Source organism: Streptomyces sp. NPDC054834, assembly GCF_053611185.1.
The window spans coordinates 83,070-104,896 of sequence record NZ_JBSGZV010000020.1; the positions used below are offsets into that span (position 1 = coordinate 83,070).

Below are 21,827 nucleotides of genomic sequence, written 5' to 3' on the forward strand. Positions count from 1 at the left end.
CCGGCTGGTCGACCGGCGAGTTCACGGTGCCGGAGCCGGTCTGACCGCGGGTCCGGGATGTCCTCCGGGTGCTTGCGGCGGCAGGTGCGTGTGGTGCGTGTGTGTTCGCGGTGCCGGGGCGGGGCTGAGCGTACGGGTCCGGGGTGCGCTCTGGACGCTTGCGGGTGCTGCCCGTGGTGATCTGTGTTCGGTGGAGGTACGTCCGTCCGGCTGGTCGACCGGCGTGTTCGCGGTGCCGGGGCCGGTCTGACCGCGGGTCCGGGATGTCCTCCGGGTGCTTGCGGCGGCAGGTGCGTGTGGTGTGTGCGTGTTCGCGGTGCCGGGGCGGAGCTGAGCGTAGGGGTCCCGGATGGCACTCTGGACGTATGCCGGAACTGCCCGAGGTCGAGGCGCTGAAGGACTTCCTGGCCGAGCACCTGGTCGGCCACGAGGTGGTGCGGGTGCTGCCCGTGGCGATCAGCGTCCTGAAGACGTACGAGCCGCCGCTCACCGCTCTCGAGGGCCGCGAGGTCACCTCCGTGCGGCGGCACGGCAAGTTCCTCGACATCGCGACGGACGGCGGCCCCCGCCTGGTCACCCACCTGGCCCGCGCCGGCTGGCTCCAGTGGAAGGAGCGGCTCCCCGACGGCCCGCCCCGCCCCGGCAAGGGCCCTCTCGCCCTGCGCGTGGCCCTGGAGACCGGCGAGGGCTTCGACCTCACCGAGGCCGGCACGCAGAAGCGCCTCGCGGTGTACGTCGTGCACGATCCACGGGAGGTCCCGGGCATCGCCCGCCTCGGCCCGGACCCGCTCGCCGACGACTTCGACGCCGACCGGCTCGCCGCCCTGCTGAAGGACGAACGCAGACAGCTCAAGGGCGCCCTGCGCGACCAGAGCCTCATCGCGGGCGTGGGCAACGCCTACAGCGACGAGATCCTGCACGCGGCACGCATGTCCCCCTTCAAGCTGGCCGCCTCCCTCACCCCGGACGAGGTGCGCACCCTGCACACGGCCCTGCGCACCACCCTCATCGAGGCGGTCGGACGCTCCCGCGGTCTGGCCGCCGGCCGGCTGAAGGCGGAGAAGAAGAGCGGCCTGAGGGTGCACGGCCGCACCGGCGAGCCCTGCCCGGTCTGCGGCGACACCATCCGCGAGGTCTCCTTCAGCGACTCCTCGCTCCAGTACTGCCCCACCTGCCAGACGGGCGGCAAGCCGCTCGCGGACCGCAGGATGTCACGGCTGCTGAAGTAGCCGCCCGTACAGGCTCTACCCGGCGTCCAGCGTCAGCAGCTTCTGGCCCTCCGCGGTGCGCACCTCGTAGGTGGCGACATCGCCCATGTGCATCGAGGAGCCGCCCTCGACGGTGGCCATGCCGGCGCCGTGGCCGGACTGGGCCCAGCTGGTGATGACCTGCTCCGAGCCGTCACGGCCTACGGCGATGAGGCGGCAGGAGCGGGAGCCGACGCCGTCCTTGATCTTCAGCTGCACGTCGCTGCCGTGTTCGTCGTCCTTGACCGTGACCTGGGCCCACACACCCGAGTGCGCGTCGGTCGCCGCCATGACCTGCGCCGTGGCGCCGCCGGTGCCGCTCCCGTGGCTCGCGTACATGGCGATTCCGGGACCGGCCACGGCGAACACCACCGAGGCGGCCAGGCCGTACAGGAAGCGCCGGCGGCCGGCCCGCCGCCGGGTGGACACCGCGGCCAGCAGGCCGTCCAGCATCCGGGGGCCGGGCTGTGCCATGGGGTGCACGAAGCGCGGGGTCGCCCGCCGGTACAGCAGCAACTGCCGGGCCGCGGGCCCGAATTCGGTCACGTGTGCCGCGCACTGGGGGCACTCCATGAGGTGGTCCTCGAAACGGAAAGCCTCCGCCTCGTCGAGCACGCCGAGCGCATAAGCGCCGACGTCGCGATGCCGTTCCAGGGACCTCATGCCGAATCCTCATGCCGATGGGTGCGGGTGGGGTTACTCCTTGCTCCCACCCGTACGCACCGGACAGAGGAATCACTCAAGGCGCGTACAGAATCGTAACCAACGGATTCGTAACGGCCGGGCACGCGGATTGGTCCGTCTTCGAAAAAAGTTCAGAACAGATGGATGGCGAGGTGTCCGAGCGGCAGTCCGAGCCGCCACGCGGGTGTCCAGACCTTCGGTCCGTCGTCCTCGCCGACCACCGGCCCGCCGCCCGGCACGGCGTCCAGATCGGGCGCGAGCAGCTCGGTCTCCTCCAGCCATCGCCAGGCCTCCGCGGCCAGCGCCAGGTCCGGCGACGGGGTGTCCGCCCCGGCCGTCTCGGCGGCGAGCTGCGCCATGCGCTCGCGCACCCAGTCCTGCCACGGCTGGTCGTACGCCGTCAGCGACAGCCAGGTCTCCAGCTGGGAGACGACCCGGATGCCGGAGAGCTCGCCGTCGGTGTCGGACAGGAAGACGGTCAGCGCCAGCGCGTCCCGGCCGGCCCGGAACTCGAAGGACGTCGGCGGCATCAGGTCACCGGTCCGCAGCAGCTCGTCGGCGATGTACTCGGCGTACAGCCAAGCCATGGGGACGGTCAGTTCACCGCCGCCGGCGCCGGGCGTGCCCTCTTGGCCTCTGTGCAGCATCCCTTCCTGCCTTCCTCCGGTACGTGCGGTACGTGCGCGCGTCGCCCGAACCCCCAGTCCGGAACACGGATGAAGACAGCTGATTGCTCAACCGGGGTCCTCAGCAAGGCGCTTTGCGAAGCCTTTGCTCCGAGGAGGTTTCATCGCAGGTCGGCCGCGTACCCCGGAAGCACCCGACGCAGGGCGCGCAGCGCGTAATACGCGCGGGACTTCACGGTACCGGGCGGAATCCCGAGGGTTTCCGCGGCCTCCGCAACACTCGCCCCTTGGAAATACACGAGCACCAGGACTTCACGGTGCTGCGGAGTGAGTGTCTTCACAGCCTCGCGCACATCGAGCATCGCGGCCGCCCGCTCGGCGTGGTCGCCGATCACCCGGGCGTTCTCCAGCACCGCGTCGCCGACCTCCGGCGGCCGTGCCTGCCGGGCCCGGCGGGCGTCGATGGCGAGCCGCCGGCCCACGGTCAGCAGCCAGGGCCGTACGGAGTCGAAGTCGTCGGCGCGCAGCGCCTCGGGATGCTGCCAGGCGCGTACCAGGGTCTCCTGCACGAGGTCCTCGGCGCGCTGCCGGTCCCCGTCGCACAGCCTCAGCAGCAGCGCGAAGAGCGGTCGGCCGTGCTCGCGCTGGAGCGCGGCGAGCTCGTGCTCGGCGGTCGTCGTCCCGGTGGGCAGGGTGGTTCCGGCCGTCATGGCCGTATGGCACCGCAGGGCCGGGCCCGGGGACAGGGGGCGCACGGGGATCTGCGACGGACGGTCGATCGCGTCGACGAACGGTCCGACGAACGGTCCGCTCCGCTGCCGCCGTGACACCGGACGGCTCAACGAGGACGCCGGAGCCGTTTGCGACACCGTCCAGCTTCATACCTATTTATCTGTAAATGCGATAACCATGGGGTGAGCTGATGATCGCACTCAGACGGCAGGTGGCCCTGGCGCTGACCGCACTCCTCGCAGGGGGCGCCGCCTGCCAGGCCCAGATGCGGCACGAGCCGGGCCCGCCGGGCCCGTCGGCACGGCCGGGACGGCCCGCGCCGCCCGCTGTCGCGCCCGGTTTCACCCTGGTCGCCTCCGGCGCCGTCCAGCCGGACGGTGCCGCCGTCGACCGGGCCGGCTTCGACGCCCGCGGCACCGGCCACGACTTCCGCCCGATGCTGGCCGGCGCCCAAGGCGCCGTCTACACGGCCGACCTGGCACTGTGTCACCTGGAGACCGTCCAGGGCGCGAAGCCCGGCACCGGCGGACGTCCCGGCTTCGAGTCCCCGCCGGAGCTGGCCGAGGCGCTCGTCGCCACCGGTTACGACAGCTGCTCCACCGCCTCCGACCAGGCCACCGACAGTGGCCCCGCCGCCATCCGGCGCACCCTGGACGCCATGGACAGGGCAGGCCTGCGGCATGCCGGGACCGCGCGCACCGAGGCCGAGGCGCGCATCCCCGTGATCCTGCGCGCGGGCCCGGCGAAGGTCGCGCACCTCGCGTACACGTACGCCACCGACGCCATCCGGCTGCCCCCGGGGCAGCCCTGGGCCGTCGACCTGATCGACGAGGACCGCGTCCTCGCCGACGCCCGCGCCGCCCGGCAGGCCGGCGCCGACGTGGTCGTCGTCTCCCTGCACTGGGGAACCGAGGGGCAGGACACCCCCGACCAGCGGCAGCTCACCCTCGCCAAACGGCTCACCGCCGCGCGCACGGGCGGCCGCCCCGACATCGACCTCGTCCTCGGCACCGGCGCCCACGTCCCGCAGGCCTATGAGAAGGTCAACGGCACCTGGGTGGCCTATGGCCTGGGCGACCAGGTCACCGGCGCCCCGCCGGACGACAGGAGCACCCGCAACCGGAGCGGCAACGAGTCCACCCTCGGCCGCTTCACCTTCACCCCGCCGGCCCGTCCCGGCGGCCGCTGGGAGGTCACCCGCGCCGAGTTCGTCCCGCAGATGTACGACCTCGACGCCGGCCGGGTGGTCGACCTCGGCCAGGCGATCGCCGGCGGCGCCGACCTGACCGGTGTGCGCGACGAGATCCGCGACACGGTGCTCGCCCGCGGCGCGGCGAAGGACGGCCTGGTGATGGGCCGGTGACACCGCGAGCGCCCTCAGGGCCTGTCCTGACCCTCCGCCGGCGTACTCCGTGCCAGCGCCGACCGCCGGTACGAATAGCCGAAGTAGATCACGCAGCCCACCACGAACCACACGGCGAACCGCACCCACGTCTGCCACTGGAGGAACGTGATCAGCCAGATCGAGAAGACGACCCCCAGCGCCGGCACGAACGGCATCCACGGTGTGCGGAAGCCGCGCGGCAGGTCCGGCTGCCGGTAGCGCAGCACGATGACCGCGGTGCACACCACCACGAACGCCAGCAGGATGCCGATGTTGGTCAGCTCGGCCGCCTGCCCGATCGGGACGAACCCGGCGATCAGGGCCGACGCCGCCCCGACGATCCACGTGACCCGGGTCGGCACGTGCCGCGTCGGGTGCGTCTTGGCGAACCACTGGGGCAGCAGCCCGTCGCGGGACATGGAGAACCAGACCCGGGTGACACCCAGCATGAAGGTGAACATCACCGTGAGGATGCCGATGATCGCGCCCACCGCGATCACGTCCGCGAGCCCCCTCAGCCCCACCGACTTGAACGCCGACGAGAAGCCGCTCTCCGGGTCGATGTCCTTGTAGTTCTGCATACCGGTCAGCACCAGGCAGGCCGCCACGTACAGGACCATCGAGATCGCCAGCGAGTAGATGATCGCCTTCGGCATGTGCCGCTGGGCATCCCGCGACTCCTCGGCCGCCGTCGACATCGCGTCGTAGCCGAAGACCGCGAAGAACACGGTCGCCGCACCGGTGAACGCCCCGCTGACCCCGAACGGGAAGAACGGGTGGTAGTTCGCGGAGTCGATGTGGAACACGCCCACGCCGATCACCACCAGCACCACCAGCACCTTCACCACCACCACGAACGTCTCGAAGCGGGCCGCGCTGCGGATGCCCTGGTTCAGCAGCCAGGCGATGAGGACGCACAGGATCGCGGCGAACAGGTCGACCCGGTGCCCGGCCCCGGTGCCAGGCGCTCCCAGCATCCAGGCGGGCAGGTGCGCGCCCAACTCCTCGACCAGGAACCCGAAGTACCCGGAGATGCCGATCGCCACCACCGCCACGATCGCGGTGTACTCCAGCAGCAGGTCCCAGCCGATGAACCAGCCCGCGAACTCGCCGAGCACCGCGTAACCGTAGGTGTAGGCGGAGCCCGCCTTCGGGATCAGCCCCGCGAACTCGGCGTACGACAGGGCGGCGCAGGCGCTGGCGAGACCGGCGATGAGGAAGGAGACCAGCACCGCCGGCCCCGCCGTGCCGTTGGCCACCGTGCCGGCCAGGGTGAAGATGCCGGCCCCGATGATGCCGCCCACGCCGATCGCGGTGAGCTGCCCCAGACCGAGCGATCTGTCGAGGCGGGGGCCCTCGCCGAGCTCGGTCTCCTCGATGTGTTCGATGGGTTTGCGGCGGAGAATGCCTTCACCCGCGCGGAGCCTGGCCATGCGCCTCACCTCTTCGCCCACCGTAACGGCTGACGGCGGATCATGACGGCTCAGTGGCGCGCCGGAGTGACCCCACCGCCCCCCGCGCACGGAGGCGTCGGGGTCCGCCCACGCCGGCGTCCAGACCCGGCCCCGCGGACGGCCGGGCCGGGGCGCGGGTCGGCGGCGGCCCACAGCAGGGGGTGCGGGTGGACGGGGGTCGGGTCGCGCGGGGGGATGCGTCCGCGGTCGTGCTCGGCGCCTGGACCAGAGTGAAATCGGGGCCCGCGGAGTCGATGGTGAGGCGAACTCGGCGGCGAGGGAGGCGTAGGAGGCGGCCCACGCGTCACCGTACAACCCCGGGTTGTGACTGGGGGCCCGGAAGTTGTTTGATCAGGCGGCCACCCGCCCGATTTCATGTCCCGGGGCAACGGGGAGGTCGTGCATGGGACGGCGGTTCGGGTGGCTGTGGGCCGCGTACTCGGTGAGTGCGGTCGGTACCTGGCTCGCCTTCGACGCGTTCTCGGTGATCGCGGTCCTCGTGCTGCACGCCGGGGCCGCCGAGGTGGCGCTGCTCGCCGCGACCGGGCCCGCCGTGGGCGCCGTGGCGGCGGTGCCCCTCGGACCGTGGGTGGAGTTCCGGCGCAAGCGGCCGGTGATGATGGGCATGGACCTGATCAGGTTCGCCGCGTTGCTGACGATCCCCGCCGCCTACGCGCTCGGCGGGCTCGGCCTCGGTCAGCTGCTGCTCGTCTCCATGATCGTCGCGGCAGCCGACATCACCTTCAACGCGGCCTCCGGCGCTTTTCTGAAGAGCCTCGTACCGGCCGACCAACTGCTCACCGCGAACGCCCGGTTGGAGTCGACGAACTGGACCGCGCTGGTTCTCGGACCGCCCCTCGGCGGCGCCGCGATCGGCCTGTTCGGCCCGGTCACGACGGTCGTGGCGAACGCGGTCAGCTTTCTGCTGTCGGCGCTCGGCATCCGGGCCGTCGGCGGCGGCGAGCGGCACCCCGAGCGCGGGGAGGCGGAACGCCTGCGGGCCGCCGACCTGCTCGACGGCTGGCGGCACATCCTCACCAGCGCGGACCTGCGGCCGCTGTTCTTCAACAACCTCGCGGCCAACGCTCTGATCATGGTCGCCGTGCCGCCGCTGGCCGTCCTCATGCTCGGCCCGCTCGGCTTCGCCCCCTGGCAGTACGGCCTCGCCTTCGCCGTGCCCTGCCTGGGCGGCCTCCTCGGCGCCCGGCTGGCCCGACCGCTCGTCGCCCGCCACGGGCAGTTGCGTGTGCTGCGCGCCGCGGGCACCCTGCGCGCCGTCTGGCCCCTCGGGCTGGCCTTCGTCCGGCCCGGGCTGCCCGGACTGCTGCTGGTGATGACCGTGGAGCTCGGGGTGATCACCTGCTCGGGCGTCTACAGCCCGGTGTATGCCACCCGCCGCCTGGAGCGCACGCCGGACGACCGGGTCGTCCGCACCCTGTCCGCCTGGTCGGTCACCGGCAAGGCCACCACCGCCGCCCTGACGGCGCTGTGGGGCCTGCTGGCCGGCCTCACCGGCCCGCGCACCGCCATCGCCCTCGCCGGCGTCCTGCTCCTCGCGACCCCGCCACTGCTGTGGCGAGGCCCCGGCGAGGCTACGGAACGACCGTCACCGGCCACCGCCCCGCCTTCACCAGCCGGATCGCCACCGAGCCGATGATGCGGTGGCCGGCCTGTTCCGAGGCACCGACGACCACGGCGTCGGCCTTCAGGTCGTCCGCCGCCTTCACCAGGCCGTTGAAGGGGTCGCCGCGGAAGGTGTGGAACTCCCAGCGGACGTCGTAGATGCCCTTGACGCGCTCCGCCGCCTCCCGGATCTGGGCGGCCAGGTCCTCGGCGATCTCGTCGGTCGTCTCCGACACCGGCACCCCGAGGGCCGCGCCCGCAGCCATCACCGGCTGTACGTACACGACCGCGAGCAGGGCGTGCTGCCGCCGCGCGAGACCACCCGCGTAGGCGGCGGCCCTGAGCGAGGACTCGGAGCCGTCCACGCCGGCGACGATGACCTTGGGCCCGTCCGTGCCCCGTTCGAACTGGTGGGAGTGCTGTTCCGTCACGGCTGCGAGGTTATCGGAACCTGTGCGGCACGCCGGTGCCGGAGTCCGGTGCCGGGCCCGCGGTCACCGGGTCCCGCGTTCGGCCGGACACGGCTGGGCCGGGCGAGTGCTTTCGTGCCGCCGCACCAGTGTCGTCGTGGTGCGCCGACGGCGTCCGGGCGACTGATGAGTCATGACGAAGGACCAGTTGCTCACGCGCCGCCAGGCTCTCCTCGCCGGCGCCGCCGTCGTGGGGGCCGCGGGGACGGCCGGACTGTTCATCGCGGGGACGGGCGGGGAGGAACCCGTATGGGCCGGTGCGGGGCCCGCCGCCGGCCCGCAGGCGCGCGCCGCGCTCAAGCCGTCCGCCTACCGCCTCCAGCCGCTGACCGGAGACGCGCCGCCGCGCGCCCGGCCCGGACGGCTCGCGGTGCGCCGTGAACCCATCATGGAGTTCCCCGTACGCGGCCGGACCATGGTGCTGACCTTCGACGACGGACCGGACCCCCACTACACCCCGCACATCCTGGACACCCTGGCGAAGTACGACGTCCACGCGATGTTCTTCGTATGCGGCGAGATGGCCGTCGACAACAAGGAACTGCTGGCGCGGATGGCCGACGCCGGGCACATCGTGGGCAACCACACCTGGACCCACCCGCAGCTCACCCTGCTGGACAGGGCGGAGATCCGTGACGAGATGGAGCGCACCAGCGACGTCATCGAGGACGCCTACGGCGAGCGTCCCCAGTGGTTCCGCGCCCCCTACGGCGCCTGGAACCGCGCGGCCTTCCAGCTGGGGGCCGAGATGGGCATGGAGCCGCTCGCCTGGACGGTCGACAGCCTCGACTGGACGACCCCCGGCACCCGCACCGTCGTCGACCGGGTCGAGAGCGGCGCCGGCCCCGGGGTCGTGGTGCTCTCCCACGACGCCGGGGGCGACCGCTCGCAGAGCGTCCAGGCGCTGCGCACGTATCTGCCGTACCTCCTGGACTCCGGCTACCACATCACCGTCCCCCGCCGGCGCCGCGGTTGACCGGATGCGCCGAAGGCGCTCAGCGGACCTCGGTCAGGCGGGCGAACACGACGACATTGCCGTCGTAGCCGTTCTGCTTGGAGAAACCTCCGCCGCACGTGATGACCCTGAGTTCCGGTGTGCCCTTCGACGCGTAGACGCGGTCGCCCGGGAAGTCCCTCTTCGCGAAGACCTCGACGCCGTAGATCTCGAACACCGCGATCTTTCCGTCCTGGCGGGCCACCTCGATCCGGTTGCCCTTCTTCAGGGCCCCCAGCCCGTAGAACACGGCGGGGCCCTGCTGGTTGTCGACGTGGCCGACGATGACGGCCGTGCCCTTCTCGCCGGGGGACACCGCACCGGTGAACCAGCCGGCCAGGTTGGGGTTGTCCGGGGGCGGCGCGCCGACCCAGCCGTCCGAGTCCAGACCGACCGGGACGACCGGGGCGTCGACCTGGATCGCGGGGATCCTCACCCGGTCGACCATGGAGAACGCCAGCGGGGCGGGGGAGTCCGCGAAGGCGCCGGCGCCCGCACCGCTGTCCGCGGCCGCCGCCGAGGCGGGCTGCGGCGGGCCCGTGTCGAACTCTCCCGAGCCGTTGCGGATCAGCGCCAGTCCGGTCAGCAGAACCAGCGCTATCACGCCCCAGGGGGCGCGCTTCTTCCGCCGCGCCTCCTCTTCGGCCAGTGCGGCCGGGTCGGACGCAGACATTCGCCATCCTCTCTCGACACGGCCGTCACCACGTCCCTCGCGCATGGGAAAACGCTAAGTCCCCCGGGCGCGCCCGGCGACGGGGCGGCGGGCGAACGGGTGGCCCGAACGGATTGTCCGTGCGCCATCCGAGTTGCCGTTCCGAGAAATTTTCTGATGGCCCGTGACCTGCACAATTATCCGACGATGCGCTTTTCTCGGGGGGTGCTGTCTCACCCGGACGGACCATTCTCGACATGCGGGCGTGTTCCGCGCGCCTCAGGGTCTATGCGGGAGGTGCTTTCTCGCCGATCGTCCGGGGACGGACCCCGGAACGCCTCCCGCGGAGGATCACATGCGCAACTCTCGTGCCCTGGCGACCGCGTGCACAGCGGTCGCCGTCATCGGGCTCACAGCCCCCGTGGCCGTCGCGGACGGCATGGGCAACGGGGGCGTGACGAGCAACAACGACCTGGGCGGTGTGAGCGGCGTGGTCATCGACCCGTTCGCCGGTCAGGGGCGTAACAACATCGGCGGTCAGGGGCGTGACGGCTTCGGAAACCAGGGCCGCGACAACTTCGGCGGTCACGGCCACAACAATATCCAGGGCAACGGGAATTTCCCGGGCAACGGCAGTCTTCCGGGCACCGGCAATCTCCAGGGGAACGGGAACTTCCCGGGCAACATCACCGGCAACGGCAGCCTTTCGAGCAACGGCATCCTCCCGGGCAATGGCACCCTCCCGGGCACCGGGAACAATTTCGGCACGCGCAACATCGTCGCCTCGCCCAGCGCTATCGCCCCGGGCGGACGGCTCACCGTCACGGTCGAGGGGTGCAACGGCGGAAGCATGACCTCGCCCGCCTTCGGCAGCGCCACGCTGACGGGGATCGGCAACAACGTCTCGAGGGGCATCGCGACGGTCAACAGCGGCGTCCGCCCCGGCGCGGACGAGATCAGGGTCAACTGCAACGGCCGTACCCTGACCAACCCGACGGCGTTCACCGTGATCGGCGGCGTACTGGGCGGGGTCGGCGGCAGCAGCTCCTCCGGGGCTACGGCGGCCGACATGGCCATCGGTGGCGCGCTGGTCGCCTCGGCCGTGGTCGGCGGAGGCGTGTACGTGCTGCGCCGACGCAACGAGAAGCGGATCTGACCCGGCACCCCGGGCGCGGACCGGGACCCGGCCTGACGGGCTTTCGCCCCGGACTCCCGACGGAGCCGGGGCGAGAGCCCGTCAGGTCATCCCCTGATGTTCGGGAAGAGACTCAGGAACGGTTCCGCCGAGGCCGCGATGCCCCGGCTGTAGGGCGCGTCGAAGTCCCAGATCAGGAAGAGCAGGAAGGCGATCAGCGCGGAGAACAGCCCCGCGAGCACCAGTTCGCGTGCCGTGCGCCTGATCTGCAAGGCGAAGACCATGCAGATGGTGACCACGGCACCGGTCAGGAGCCCGAACCAGACCACGCCCGGCATGGTCGAGCCGGTCGAGCCCGCCCGGGCGTTGCGCGCCTGGTCGGCGGCGGCCACCTGGTCGACGAGCGGCTGGTAGGCCTGCGCCTGGAAGTCCGTCTTGGGCTGGTAGTCGGTGACGTCCTCGCGGACGCGCTCCAGCAGCTCGGTACCGCGCGCGGTGACGCGGCCGTGGTCGGACATGGTCTTCCACTCGGTGGTGACGACGTGTCCGACATAGGCGTTGACATCGGCTCGAATGTGGTCACGGACGTCGGGCGGATAGACCCGGACCCGTTCGGAGATCTCGTGCAGCGCCTGGGCCTCCGTCTGCACGTGGTCCTGGGCGGTGCTGCGGGCCTCCCACACCCCGGCGATGGCCAGGCCCAGCACGATGGCGTACACGACGCCGATCCACATCGTCATGTACTCGATGACGTCGGGGGTGTCGTTGGGGTCCTCGTCCTCCGGTGCCCTGCGGTGCCGTACCAGGGTGATGACGACCACCACGGCGCACGCGGCCAGCATCGCGAGGGCGAGAACAAGCCATTCCGACAATGGACTCCTCCAAGGGTTCGGCGCGTCAACGCGGGCGCAGCGCGGCGACGGCGACCACCGCGGGCACGGTGATGAGCAGGACGTAGGTGACGGGAGAGGTGCCGCCGTGCGACGGGTGGTGGGGCGGCTGCGGCTGGTACCGCGGATAGCTCACCGGGGCCGGCGAGGGGTGCGGGGCGGGCCTGGGCGGCGGGGTCGGCTTCGGCGGTGGCGGTGGCGGTGTGGGTGTGGGCTTCGGCGGGGGTGGCGCCGGGGTGGGAGGAGGCGGCTTCGGCTTCGGCCTGGGGGCCGGGGCCGGAGTGGGCTTCGCCTTCGGCGGGGCCGGGGGCGGGGGTGGTTCGGGCGTGGGGGTGGGCTTGGGTGGCACGGGCGTCGGGGTCGGGGTGGGTGTCGGGGTCGGCGTCGGGCAGGGCGGGGGAGTGGGCGTCGGGCAGGCCGGGGGCGTCGGCCAGGAGTCTCCGGCGACGGCCACCGCCCACGTGCCGTCCGGGCCCGTCGAGGCGGACGCGCAGGCGTCGGCCGCCGCCGTGCCGACCGGACAGCCCACGAGCCCCCAGGTCAGCGCGGCCAGAGCCAACGCCCTTGCGGCGGCCGAGAGTCGGGTCGGTTCGGGTCCATGCACGACGGAGATCATGAGGCGTCGCGGGGCCCCGTAAGCCGCAGAGCGGGCGGATTGGCCCGAAGGGGGGACAAACGGCCCGGGGTGGTTTGTCCACCGGAAGCAGTCGCGGACCCCGGCAGGCACAGAGTTCCGAAAGAAATTTGTGCGCCCGTTGAACACTTCCGCCGGTCCCGTCCGTACCCAGTGTCGTGCGGCGGCGCAGCAGGCGCTGCAATATCCAGGCGATTATGGGGAGTTAGCGATGAAGACCTCCTGGCGGAGCGCCTCACTGATGGCGACAGCCGCGTCGGTGCTGGCGCTGACGACGGCGTGCGGTCAGGACAATTCCACGACCCCGTCGTCGGCGGCCCAGAACGTCGGCGCCACGGCCCCGGCGACGTCTGGCGGCGTCGGCACCGGGACGGGTACCGGCACCGGGACCGGTACGGGCACCGGTGCGGGCAACGGCTACGGCGCCGACGGGCAGCAGAGCAGTGCTTCCCCCGCCGCGGTGGAGCCCGCGGGCAAGCTGACGGTCGCCGGCAACCCGGATCTCGGCAAGGTCCTGACCGACGGCGCCGGCCTCACCCTCTACCGTTTCGACAAGGACACCGCCAACCCGCCCAAGTCGAACTGCGAAGGCGACTGCGCCACCACCTGGCCGCCCGTCCCCGCGGACGACGCCGAGGCCGGCGCCGGCATCGACAAGGCGCTGCTGGGCGAGGTCACCCGCCCGGACGGCACCAAGCAGCTGACCATCGGCGGCTGGCCGGCCTACCGTTACGCCAAGGACGTCAACGCCGGTGACGTCAACGGCCAGGGTGTGGGCGGCAAGTGGTTCGCGCTGGCCCCCAACGGCAAGAAGGCGACCCTCTCGGACCTGCCCGGCCTGTCCGTGCGCAAGGACGCCAAGCTCGGCGACATCATCGTCGACAAGAACGGCATGACGGTCTACCGCTTCATCAAGGACAAGGCGTGGCCGAAGCCCGTCTCGAACTGCACCGGCGCCTGCCTGGAGAAGTGGCCGGCCGTCGCGGAGGTCAACGCCAATGACACCAAGGGTGTCGAGAAGAAGGGCCTGATGGGCTTCGCCCGTACCGACAACGGCCAGAAGCAGATGACGGTCGACTGCTGGCCGATCTACACCTTCTCCGGCGACAAGGCAGCCGGGGACACCAACGGTCAGGGCGTGGGCGGCACGTGGTACGCCGTCTCGCCGACCGGCAAGCTGGTCGGCGCCCCGTCGAAGTAGTCATCACCTCCCCAGGGTTGATCGCACGACGACAACAGGCGCCCGGCCAGTGGTCCGCCCCCTCCGCACCGCACGGAGGGGGCGGACCGCTGTGCCGGGCGCCCACGTGGTGGCACCGCACCGGCACACACCGCAGGCCGTGACCGGGAACGGATGGTCAATTTCCGTTTCGGGTCGCTCCTTTGGCGGGCGATCAGTAGCCTCAGCTCGAACACCGGATCGCCTACGCCTTGGAGAGATACATGGAACGTCCCGCCTGGGCTCCACGGAGCATCGACATCTCGGTGCCGAGCGTCGCGCGCATCTACGACTACTACCTGGGCGGTTCGTACAACTTCGAGGTCGACCGGGAAGCGGCCCGCAAGGCCCTGGAGTTCATGCCGGGACTCCCCAAGATCATGCAGGCGAACCGGGCGTTCCTGCGCCGCGCCGTGCGCTACGCCTGCGCCGAGGGCATCACCCAGTTCCTCGACATCGGCTCCGGCATACCCACGTTCGGCAGCGTCCACGAGGTGGCTCAGGCGGCCACCGAGGGCGCACGCGTGGTGTACGTGGACCACGATCCGGTGGCCGTGTCGCACACCGAGGCGGTCCTGGCGGGCAACACCGGCACGGGTGTGGTCGCCGCCGACCTCCGCAAGCCCGACGAGATCCTGGCCAGCCCCCAGGTCGAGGCACTGATCGACCTGAATCGGCCAGTGGCCCTGCTCCTCGTTGCCATACTGCACTTCGTGGAAGACGCGGACGACCCCTGCGGTGCGGTGGCCCGGCTGAGCGAGGCGCTCGCGCCCGGCAGCCTGCTGATCCTCACCCATGCCTCGTACGAGGGAATCCCCGTCGCCGCCGAGCGGGCCGAGGGCGCGGTGGACGTGTACAAGGGCATTCGCAATCCGCTGATCATGCGCTCGCGCGACGAGATCGCGCGGTTCTTCGAGGGGTACGACATGGTGGAACCCGGACTGGTGCCGATGCCGCACTGGCGGCCTCAGACGCCGCCGGAGGAGGAGGATCCCTACGCCTTCTCCGGATTCGCCGGCGTGGGGCGCACGGCGTGAGCGCGGAGCCGGACGGGCCGGAGGACAGACTTCGCCGGTTCGCGACCATCTGGAGCCGGGCGGTGTTCCCGGTGACCTCGACGTCGCTGACCCGGCCCGAGTTCGAGGAGCAACTGCTGCCGCTCGCGCGCCGGCTGAGCGAGGTGGTGCGGGCGCGCAGCTTCGACGCGGACGAGGGCAGGGCGGTCGGCGCGGCGCTGATCCAGGCCCACTGCACCGATCCCGAGGCGCTCAGCCGCACCCTGGACTGCGTCGACGCCTACCTGGTGCTCTACTGCGGTGCGGACGGCCCCCAGGACGAGCTCAGGATGCGTTCCTCGCGGCTCCAGCACGCGATGGCCGCCGGGTTCGCGCACGCGCTCAGGGAGCGCACCCTGGCCGAGCAGGAGGCCATCGCCCAGGCGGCGCTCAGGGCGCAGGGCGTGGTGGCGCAGGCGCTGCACGCCAGCGAGGCCCGCTTCCGCGCGGTCTTCGAGGGCGCCGCGATAGGGATCGGCATCGCCGACCTGGACGGCAACATCCTCCAGGTCAACACCGCGCTGCTGCGCATGTTCGGAGGCTCCGAGCAGGCGGTGCGCGGCCGCAACGTCATGGAGTGGACGCACCCCGAGGACGCGTCGCACGTCTGGAAGCTCTACGACGAACTCGTGCGCGGCGACCGCGAGCACTACCACGTGGAGAAGCCGTTCTACCGCCCGGACGGGACGGCCCTGTGGACCAACCTGACGGTCTCCCTGCTGCGCGACGCCGACGGCGACCCGCAGTACCAGCTCGCCCTCATGGAGGACACCACCGAGCGGCGGCTGCTCAACCTCCGGCTGCGCTACGAGGCCACCCATGACGCGCTCACCGGCCTGCCCAACCGCACGCTGTTCTTCGAACGCCTGGAGAAGGCGCTGAACGCGGGCGAGGGCCAGCGCTTCGGGCTGTGCTACCTCGACCTGGACGGCTTCAAGACCATCAACGACAGCCTCGGTCACGCGGCCGGGGACCGGCTGCTGGTGGAGGTCGCCGACCGGCTCCAGTCCTGCGCGACCGCGCCCGGCGAGATGGTCGCCCGGCTCGGCGGCGACGAGTTCGTGGCGCTGACCACCGGGCCCGGCACCGAGCAGGAGGTCGACGAGCTCGCCGAGCGCATCATGCACGCGCTGGTCACCCCGGTCAGCATCGACGGACGTGACCTGCTGGTGCGCGGCAGCATCGGCATCGTCGAGGGCCCGGCGGGGGAGCGGACCCCGGCGGAGGTGCTGCGCAGCGCCGACATCACCATGTACCGGGCCAAGTCGGCGGGCGGCAACCGCTTCGAGCTCGCCGACCCGGAGGCCGACGCCCGCGCCATCACCCGCCACGGGCTGACCACGGCCCTGCCCACGGCCCTGGACCGGGGCGAGTTCTTCATCGAGTACCAGCCGCTGGTGCACCTCGGCGACGGCAGCGTGCGCGGCGCGGAGGCGCTGGTGCGCTGGCTGCACCCGCAGCACGGCGTGCTCGGCCCGGACCGGTTCATCCCGCTCGCCGAGCACACCGGCCTGATCGTGCCGCTCGGCCGCTGGGTGCTGGAGGAGTCCGTGCGGCAGGCCCGCGACTGGCGAGAACGGTACGGCGACCGGGCGGCCTCCGGTCCGCTGCGCATCAACGTCAACCTCTCGCCGTGCCAGCTGACCCACCCCGGGCTGGTGCAGGACACGGTGGACATCCTCGAGCGGATCGGCATCGCCCCGGACTCGCTGTGCCTGGAGGTCACCGAGTCCGCGCTCATCGGCGCCGACGACGACCTGCTCAAACCCCTGCGCCGACTGCACGAGATGGGCGTCGACATCGCCCTCGACGACTTCGGCACGGGGTACTCCAACCTCGCCAACCTGCGCCGCCTGCCGGTGAGCATCCTCAAGCTGGACCGCTCGTTCACCCAGAGCATGCAGCGGTTCCCGGCCGACCCCGTCGACCTGAAGATCGTCGAGGGGATCGTCTCCCTCGCCCACAGTCTCGACCTCGCGGTCACGGTGGAGGGCGTGGAGACCGGTGCGCAGGCCGAGCAGCTGCGGGTACTCGGCTGCGACACCGCCCAGGGCTGGTACTACGCCCGCCCGGGCCCGCCGGAGCGGCTGCACGACCTGGCACTGGTGGACGCGACGGGGTGACTGCTCATGAGTGACGGAAACGATGTGCAGGAGGCCATCGAGGGGGAGCTCCGGCTCATGAACCCCACGGTGCGATCCTCGCGTGCCCTCGCCTCGGAGCTGCTGGATCCGGAGTTCACCGAGGTCGGCGCCTCCGGGCGGTGTTACACGTACGAGAAGACGATCGCCGGCCTGCCCGACAAGCCGGGCAGCTCGGCGGAGGGCCCGCGTTACGAGCCGTCGGAGATCAGCGGCGTCCTGCTGGCACCCGGCCTGGTGCACCTCACCTTCGAGACCGTCTTCGACGGACGGCGTGCCCGCCGCAGTTCCCTCTGGCGCAAGCGCGACGAGGAGACGGGCTGGCGCTTGTACTACCACCAGGGCACCCCGGTACCTCCGGACACGGCCTGACCGATGCGCCCCGGCAGGGGCGCGGTGCTTCCGGGAAGGCGCGTCCGGCGGAGCCTCACCGCTCCAGCAGCATCCGCTGCAACTCCCTCGCGGCCCGGGGTGGAGCCACGTCGCTGCGGTGGGCCAGCGCGATCGTGCGGTGCAGGCCCGGACGGGCCAGCGGAGTGACCCGCAGTCCCTGTCCGGACCTCGTCGCGACCATGCGCGGTACGACGGCCACCCCCAGCCCCGCCCGTACGAACCCCAGCACGGCGTCCATCTCGCCGCCCTCCACCGCGAAGTCCGGCTCGAACCCGGCGGTGCGGCAGGCGGCCACGGTCAGCTCCCGCAGGTCGTAGCCGTGCCGGAACATCACCAGCCGCTCACCCTCCAGGTCGGCGACGCCGACGTACCGGCCGCCCCGGCCCGGCGCCGGCGCCTCCGGTGACGACACGACCACCAGGTCCTCGCGCAGCAGCTCCACCGTGTTCAGCGCCGGCGACGGCGTCGGCAGCGGGAGCACGACCAGGGCGAGGTCCAGGGCGCCGCGCGCGAGCTCCCGTACCAGGTCGTGGGAGCCGCCCTCCTCGACCAGCAGCCGGATGCCGGGATACCGGTCGTGGAAGGCGCGCAGCACGTCCGGCAGCAGACCGGTGCACAGGCTCGGGGTGGCGCCCAGCCGGACCCGGCCGCTGCGCAGCTGCACCAGCTCCTGCACCTCGTGCCGGGCGGTGTCCGCGTCGGCCAGGATCCGCCGGGCCAGCGGCAGCAGCGCCTCGCCGGCGTCGGTCAGTGTGATGTTGCCCCGCGCCCGCAGGAAAAGATCCGCCCCGAGCTCCCGCTCCAGCGCCTTGATCTGCTGCGACAGCGACGGCTGCGCCACGTGGACCAGATCGGCGGCCCGGGTGAAGTGCCGGGTCTCGGCGACCGCGACGAAGTACTGGAGCTGCTGGAACTGCACCCGCCCATCATAGCCGTTCTCTATCGAAACGAGCCGGACCATGTCTTGGACCGATGGGTATGCGCCGCTCTAGCGTCTTGTGCCATGGCACTGGCAACGCGGACGGACCGACGGCCGTCCATGGCACGCACCGTGTGGGACTCGACCGTCGGCAAGAAGACCGTGATGGCCGTCAGCGGCCTGATCATGCTGCTGTACCTGGTCGCCCACGTGATCGGCAACCTGAAGATCTTCTTCGGGGCAGGGGAGTTCAACCACTACGCGCACTGGCTGCGCACCGTCGGCGAGCCGTTCATGCACTACGAGTGGACGCTGTGGCTCGTCCGCGTCGTCCTTGTCGTCGCCGTGGCCGCCCACGCCACCTCCGCCTACCAGCTCAGCCGCCGTGACATCCGGGCACGCCCCAGCAAGTACGTGCACAAGAAGCCGCGGGCGAGCTACGCGACGCGGACCATGCGCTGGGGCGGGGTCATCCTCGGACTGTTCATCGTCTGGCACGTCCTGGACCTGACCACCGGCACCGTGCACCCGGGCGGCTTCCAGGAGGGGCACCCGTACCAGAACGTCGTGGACACCTTCTCCACCTGGTACGGCAACGTCGTCTACATCGTCGCGATGCTCGCGCTCGGCCTGCACATCCGGCACGGCTTCTGGAGCGCGGCCCAGACCCTCGGCGTCGGCAGCCGCAGCCGCGACCGCGCCCTGAAGACCATCGGCGACGTCCTCGCGCTGCTGCTCACGGCCGGCTTCATCGCCGTACCCGTGGGCGTCATGACCGGAGTGGTGAGCTGAACATGAGTGCTCAATACGCTGAATACGCCGAGTACGCGACCGGTGAGCCGGTCGTCGACACCAAGGCCCCGTCCGGCCCCGTGGGCGAGCGCTGGGACAGGCGCCGCTTCGAGGCCAAGCTGGTCAACCCCGCCAACCGGCGCAAGCACACCGTCATCGTGGTCGGCACCGGCCTCGCGGGCGGCTCGGCCGGCGCCACGCTCGCCGAACAGGGCTACCACGTCGTCCAGTTCTGCTACCAGGACTCCCCGCGCCGGGCCCACTCGATCGCCGCGCAGGGCGGCATCAACGCGGCGAAGAACTACCGCAACGACGGCGACTCCATCCACCGCCTCTTCTACGACACCGTCAAGGGCGGCGACTTCCGGGCCCGCGAGTCCAACGTCCACCGGCTCGCCCAGATCTCCGTGGAGATCATCGACCAGTGCGTGGCGCAGGGCGTGCCCTTCGCCCGCGAGTACGGCGGCCTGCTCGACACCCGCTCCTTCGGCGGCGTCCAGGTCTCGCGCACCTTCTACGCCCGTGGGCAGACCGGCCAGCAGCTGCTGCTGGGCGCGTACCAGGCCCTCAGCAGGCAGATCGCCGCGGGCAACGTCGAGATGCATCCGCGCACCGAGATGCTGGACCTGATCGTCGTCGACGGCCGGGCGCGCGGGATCGTGGCCCGGGACCTGATCACCGGGAAGACCAGCACGTACTTCGCCGACGCCGTCGTACTGGCCAGCGGCGGCTACGGCAACGTCTTCTACCTGTCGACGAACGCCATGAACTCCAATGCCACCGCGATCTGGCGGGCGCACCGGCGAGGCGCGTACTTCGCCAACCCGTGCTTCACCCAGATCCACCCCACCTGCATCCCACGCACCGGCGACCACCAGTCCAAGCTCACCCTGATGAGTGAGTCGCTGCGCAACGACGGCCGGATCTGGGTGCCCAGGGCCAAGGGCGACGACCGTCCGCCCCGCGAGATCCCCGAGGACGAGCGCGACTACTACCTGGAGCGCATCTACCCGTCCTTCGGCAACCTGGTCCCGCGCGACATCGCCTCCCGCGCCGCGAAGAACGTCTGCGACGAGGGCAGGGGCGTCGGCCCCGGCGGACAGGGCGTGTACCTGGACTTCGCCGACGCCATCGAGCGCATGGGCCGGGGGGCCGTCGAGGCCAAGTACGGAAACCTCTTCGACATGTACCAGCGGATCACCGACGAGGATCCGTACGAGGTGCCGATGCGCATCTACCCCGCCGTGCACTACACGATGGGCGGCCTCTGGGTCGACTACGACCTCCAGACCACCGTCCCGGGCCTGTTCGCGGTCGGCGAGGCCAACTTCTCCGACCACGGCGCCAACCGGCTCGGCGCGTCCGCGCTGATGCAGGGCCTGGCGGACGGCTACTTCGTGCTCCCGGCGACGATCAACGACTACCTGGCCCGCCACCCGCACCAGGGCGAGGTCACCGCCGAGCACCCGGTCGTGCAGCAGGTCCTGGCCGACACCGAGGACCGGCTCAATCTGCTCCTGGCCGTCGACGGCGACCGCACCCCCGACTCCTTCCACCGTGAACTCGGCGAACTGATGTGGGAGTTCTGCGGCATGGCCCGCACCGACGCCGGGCTGCGCAAGGCCCTGGAGCGGATCCCGCAGATCCGTGAGGAGTTCTGGCGCCGGATCAAGGTGCCCGGCACCGGCGAGGAGTTCAACCAGTCGCTGGAGAAGGCCAACCGGATCGTCGACTACCTCGAGCTCGCCGAGCTGATGTGCCTCGACGCGCTGCACCGCACCGAGTCCTGCGGCGGTCACTTCCGCGAGGAGTCCCAGACCCCCGACGGCGAGGCCGCCCGCAAGGACGACGAGTTCTCCTACGCGGCCGCCTGGGAGTTCACGGGTACGGGTGAGGCCCCGACCCTGCACAAGGAAGACCTGGTCTTCGAGTACGTCCACCCCACCCAGCGGAGCTACGCATGAAGCTCACCCTGCGCGTCTGGCGGCAGCAGAACGCCGGCGCCGAAGGCGCCATGTCCACCTACGAGGTGGACGGCATCTCCTCCGACATGTCCTTCCTGGAGATGCTCGACACCCTCAACGAGGAGCTCATCCTCAAGGGCGAGGACCCCGTCGCCTTCGACCACGACTGCCGCGAGGGCATCTGCGGCGCGTGCTCCCTCGTCATCAACGGGGACGCGCACGGCCCGGAGCGCACCACCACCTGCCAGCTGCACATGCGGTCCTTCCGGGACGGCGACACGATCGACATCGAGCCGTGGCGGGCGGCCGCGTTCCCGGTGATCAAGGACCTGGTGGTGGACCGGTCGGCGTTCGACCGGATCATCCAGGCCGGCGGATACGTCACCGCGCCGACCGGATCCGCGCCGGAGGCGCACGCCACGCCGGTGCCCAAGCCGGACGCCGACCTCGCCTTCGAGCACGCGGAGTGCATCGGCTGCGGGGCGTGCGTCGCCGCGTGCCCCAACGGGGCGGCGATGCTGTTCACCTCCGCCAAGGTCAACCACCTGAACGTGCTGCCGCAGGGCGCGCCCGAGCGGGAGACCCGGGTGCTGGACATGGTGGCGCAGATGGACGAGGAGGGCTTCGGCGGGTGCACGCTCACCGGTGAGTGCGCGACCGCCTGCCCCAAGGGCATCCCCCTCATGTCCATCACCAGCATGAACAAGGAGTGGCTGCGGGCCACGCGGAAGGCGGCGAAGCGGTAGCACCGCGCCGGGATGTGCGCCGTTCAACATCCGCACATCCACTCTCCTGGCTTCGGTCACGCGGTCGCCAACC

The 21,827-nt window shown here is 71.4% G+C and carries 21 protein-coding genes; 12 read left to right on the forward strand and 9 right to left on the reverse strand.

All coding sequences use genetic code 11. The features are described 5' to 3' along the window. The first annotated feature begins 365 nt into the window (after positions 1–365). Positions 366–1,229 carry an Fpg/Nei family DNA glycosylase gene (locus ACWGJM_RS25810; RefSeq protein ID WP_453414075.1) on the forward strand — a complete coding sequence of 288 codons (864 nt, stop codon included), beginning with the start codon at positions 366–368 and terminating at the stop codon, positions 1,227–1,229. A gap of 15 nt (positions 1,230–1,244) precedes the next feature. Here ACWGJM_RS25810 and ACWGJM_RS25815 read toward each other — a convergent pair whose 3' ends face one another. From ACWGJM_RS25815 to ACWGJM_RS25825, 3 genes are all read right to left on the reverse strand, one after another. Beyond that, entirely contained in the window at positions 1,245–1,910 is a 666-nt protein-coding gene (locus ACWGJM_RS25815) for a zf-HC2 domain-containing protein (RefSeq protein WP_453414076.1), read from the reverse strand. Positions 1,911–2,062: 152 nt separating this feature from the next. Next, entirely contained in the window at positions 2,063–2,578 is a 516-nt protein-coding gene (locus ACWGJM_RS25820) for a hypothetical protein (protein ID WP_453414077.1), read from the reverse strand. Between the two features lie 140 nt (positions 2,579–2,718). Continuing rightward, a complete protein-coding gene (locus tag ACWGJM_RS25825; RefSeq protein ID WP_453414078.1) occupies positions 2,719–3,267 on the reverse strand; it encodes a sigma-70 family RNA polymerase sigma factor in 549 nt (182 codons plus the stop codon). A 212-nt stretch (positions 3,268–3,479) separates the two neighbouring features. Between ACWGJM_RS25825 and ACWGJM_RS25830 the strand changes: the two genes are divergently transcribed. Beyond that, a complete protein-coding gene (locus ACWGJM_RS25830; protein ID WP_453414079.1) occupies positions 3,480–4,652 on the forward strand; it encodes a CapA family protein in 1,173 nt (390 codons plus the stop codon). A gap of 14 nt (positions 4,653–4,666) precedes the next feature. Here ACWGJM_RS25830 and ACWGJM_RS25835 read toward each other — a convergent pair whose 3' ends face one another. Further along, the gene (locus tag ACWGJM_RS25835; protein WP_453414080.1) at positions 4,667–6,106 is read right to left on the reverse strand and encodes an amino acid permease; all 1,440 of its coding nucleotides are present in this window, start codon (positions 6,104–6,106) and stop codon (positions 4,667–4,669) included. 424 nt (positions 6,107–6,530) lie between these two features. On the opposite strand from ACWGJM_RS25835, the gene ACWGJM_RS25840 reads away from it, so the two are divergent. After that, positions 6,531–7,784 carry an MFS transporter gene (locus ACWGJM_RS25840; RefSeq protein ID WP_453414081.1) on the forward strand — a complete coding sequence of 418 codons (1,254 nt, stop codon included), beginning with the start codon at positions 6,531–6,533 and terminating at the stop codon, positions 7,782–7,784. Here the strand turns inward: ACWGJM_RS25840 and ACWGJM_RS25845 are convergent. Then, entirely contained in the window at positions 7,720–8,181 is a 462-nt protein-coding gene (locus ACWGJM_RS25845; RefSeq protein ID WP_453414082.1) for a universal stress protein, read from the reverse strand. The genes ACWGJM_RS25840 and ACWGJM_RS25845 overlap by 65 nt on opposite strands. 172 nt (positions 8,182–8,353) lie before the next feature. Here ACWGJM_RS25845 and ACWGJM_RS25850 point away from each other — a divergent pair, with 172 nt between their 5' ends. Then, positions 8,354–9,196, forward strand: a complete 843-nt coding sequence (locus ACWGJM_RS25850; protein ID WP_453414083.1) for a polysaccharide deacetylase family protein — start codon at positions 8,354–8,356, stop codon at positions 9,194–9,196. A 19-nt stretch (positions 9,197–9,215) separates the two neighbouring features. Here the strand turns inward: ACWGJM_RS25850 and ACWGJM_RS25855 are convergent, their stop codons facing one another. Next, positions 9,216–9,887 (reverse strand): class F sortase, encoded by a 672-nt coding sequence (locus ACWGJM_RS25855; protein ID WP_453414084.1) that lies wholly within the window; start codon positions 9,885–9,887, stop codon positions 9,216–9,218. Between the two features lie 334 nt (positions 9,888–10,221). On the opposite strand from ACWGJM_RS25855, the gene ACWGJM_RS25860 reads away from it, so the two are divergent. After that, on the forward strand, positions 10,222–11,022 hold the full coding sequence (locus ACWGJM_RS25860) for a hypothetical protein (RefSeq protein WP_453414085.1): 801 nt from the start codon (positions 10,222–10,224) through the stop codon (positions 11,020–11,022). Positions 11,023–11,108: 86 nt separating this feature from the next. Here ACWGJM_RS25860 and ACWGJM_RS25865 read toward each other — a convergent pair whose 3' ends face one another. Then, entirely contained in the window at positions 11,109–11,873 is a 765-nt protein-coding gene (locus ACWGJM_RS25865) for a bestrophin-like domain (RefSeq protein WP_453414086.1), read from the reverse strand. A gap of 25 nt (positions 11,874–11,898) precedes the next feature. Then, a complete protein-coding gene (locus ACWGJM_RS25870; RefSeq protein ID WP_453414087.1) occupies positions 11,899–12,495 on the reverse strand; it encodes a hypothetical protein in 597 nt (198 codons plus the stop codon). 241 nt (positions 12,496–12,736) lie between these two features. Between ACWGJM_RS25870 and ACWGJM_RS25875 the strand changes: the two genes are divergently transcribed. From ACWGJM_RS25875 to ACWGJM_RS25890, 4 genes are all read left to right on the forward strand, one after another. Further along, entirely contained in the window at positions 12,737–13,726 is a 990-nt protein-coding gene (locus tag ACWGJM_RS25875) for an SCO0930 family lipoprotein (protein ID WP_453414088.1), read from the forward strand. A 242-nt stretch (positions 13,727–13,968) separates the two neighbouring features. Next, a complete protein-coding gene (locus ACWGJM_RS25880; RefSeq protein WP_453414089.1) occupies positions 13,969–14,781 on the forward strand; it encodes an SAM-dependent methyltransferase in 813 nt (270 codons plus the stop codon). Beyond that, a complete protein-coding gene (locus ACWGJM_RS25885) occupies positions 14,778–16,922 on the forward strand; it encodes a putative bifunctional diguanylate cyclase/phosphodiesterase (protein ID WP_453414090.1) in 2,145 nt (714 codons plus the stop codon). The genes ACWGJM_RS25880 and ACWGJM_RS25885 overlap by 4 nt, the downstream gene beginning before the upstream one ends. Before the next feature lie 6 nt (positions 16,923–16,928). Then, the gene (locus ACWGJM_RS25890) at positions 16,929–17,312 is read left to right on the forward strand and encodes a nuclear transport factor 2 family protein (RefSeq protein ID WP_453414091.1); all 384 of its coding nucleotides are present in this window, start codon (positions 16,929–16,931) and stop codon (positions 17,310–17,312) included. A 55-nt stretch (positions 17,313–17,367) separates the two neighbouring features. Here ACWGJM_RS25890 and ACWGJM_RS25895 read toward each other — a convergent pair whose 3' ends face one another. Next, entirely contained in the window at positions 17,368–18,252 is an 885-nt protein-coding gene (locus ACWGJM_RS25895) for a LysR family transcriptional regulator (RefSeq protein ID WP_453414092.1), read from the reverse strand. A gap of 120 nt (positions 18,253–18,372) precedes the next feature. Between ACWGJM_RS25895 and ACWGJM_RS25900 the strand changes: the two genes are divergently transcribed. Genes ACWGJM_RS25900 through ACWGJM_RS25910 form a run of 3 tightly spaced genes read left to right on the forward strand, consistent with a single transcriptional unit; the run spans position 18,373 to position 21,754 of the window. Continuing rightward, on the forward strand, positions 18,373–19,044 hold the full coding sequence (locus ACWGJM_RS25900; protein ID WP_453414138.1) for a succinate dehydrogenase: 672 nt from the start codon (positions 18,373–18,375) through the stop codon (positions 19,042–19,044). A 2-nt stretch (positions 19,045–19,046) separates the two neighbouring features. Continuing rightward, entirely contained in the window at positions 19,047–21,008 is a 1,962-nt protein-coding gene (locus tag ACWGJM_RS25905; RefSeq protein ID WP_453414093.1) for a fumarate reductase/succinate dehydrogenase flavoprotein subunit, read from the forward strand. Next, entirely contained in the window at positions 21,005–21,754 is a 750-nt protein-coding gene (locus tag ACWGJM_RS25910; RefSeq protein ID WP_453414094.1) for a succinate dehydrogenase/fumarate reductase iron-sulfur subunit, read from the forward strand. Before ACWGJM_RS25905 ends, ACWGJM_RS25910 begins: the two co-directional genes overlap by 4 nt. Positions 21,755–21,827: the final 73 nt, after the last annotated feature.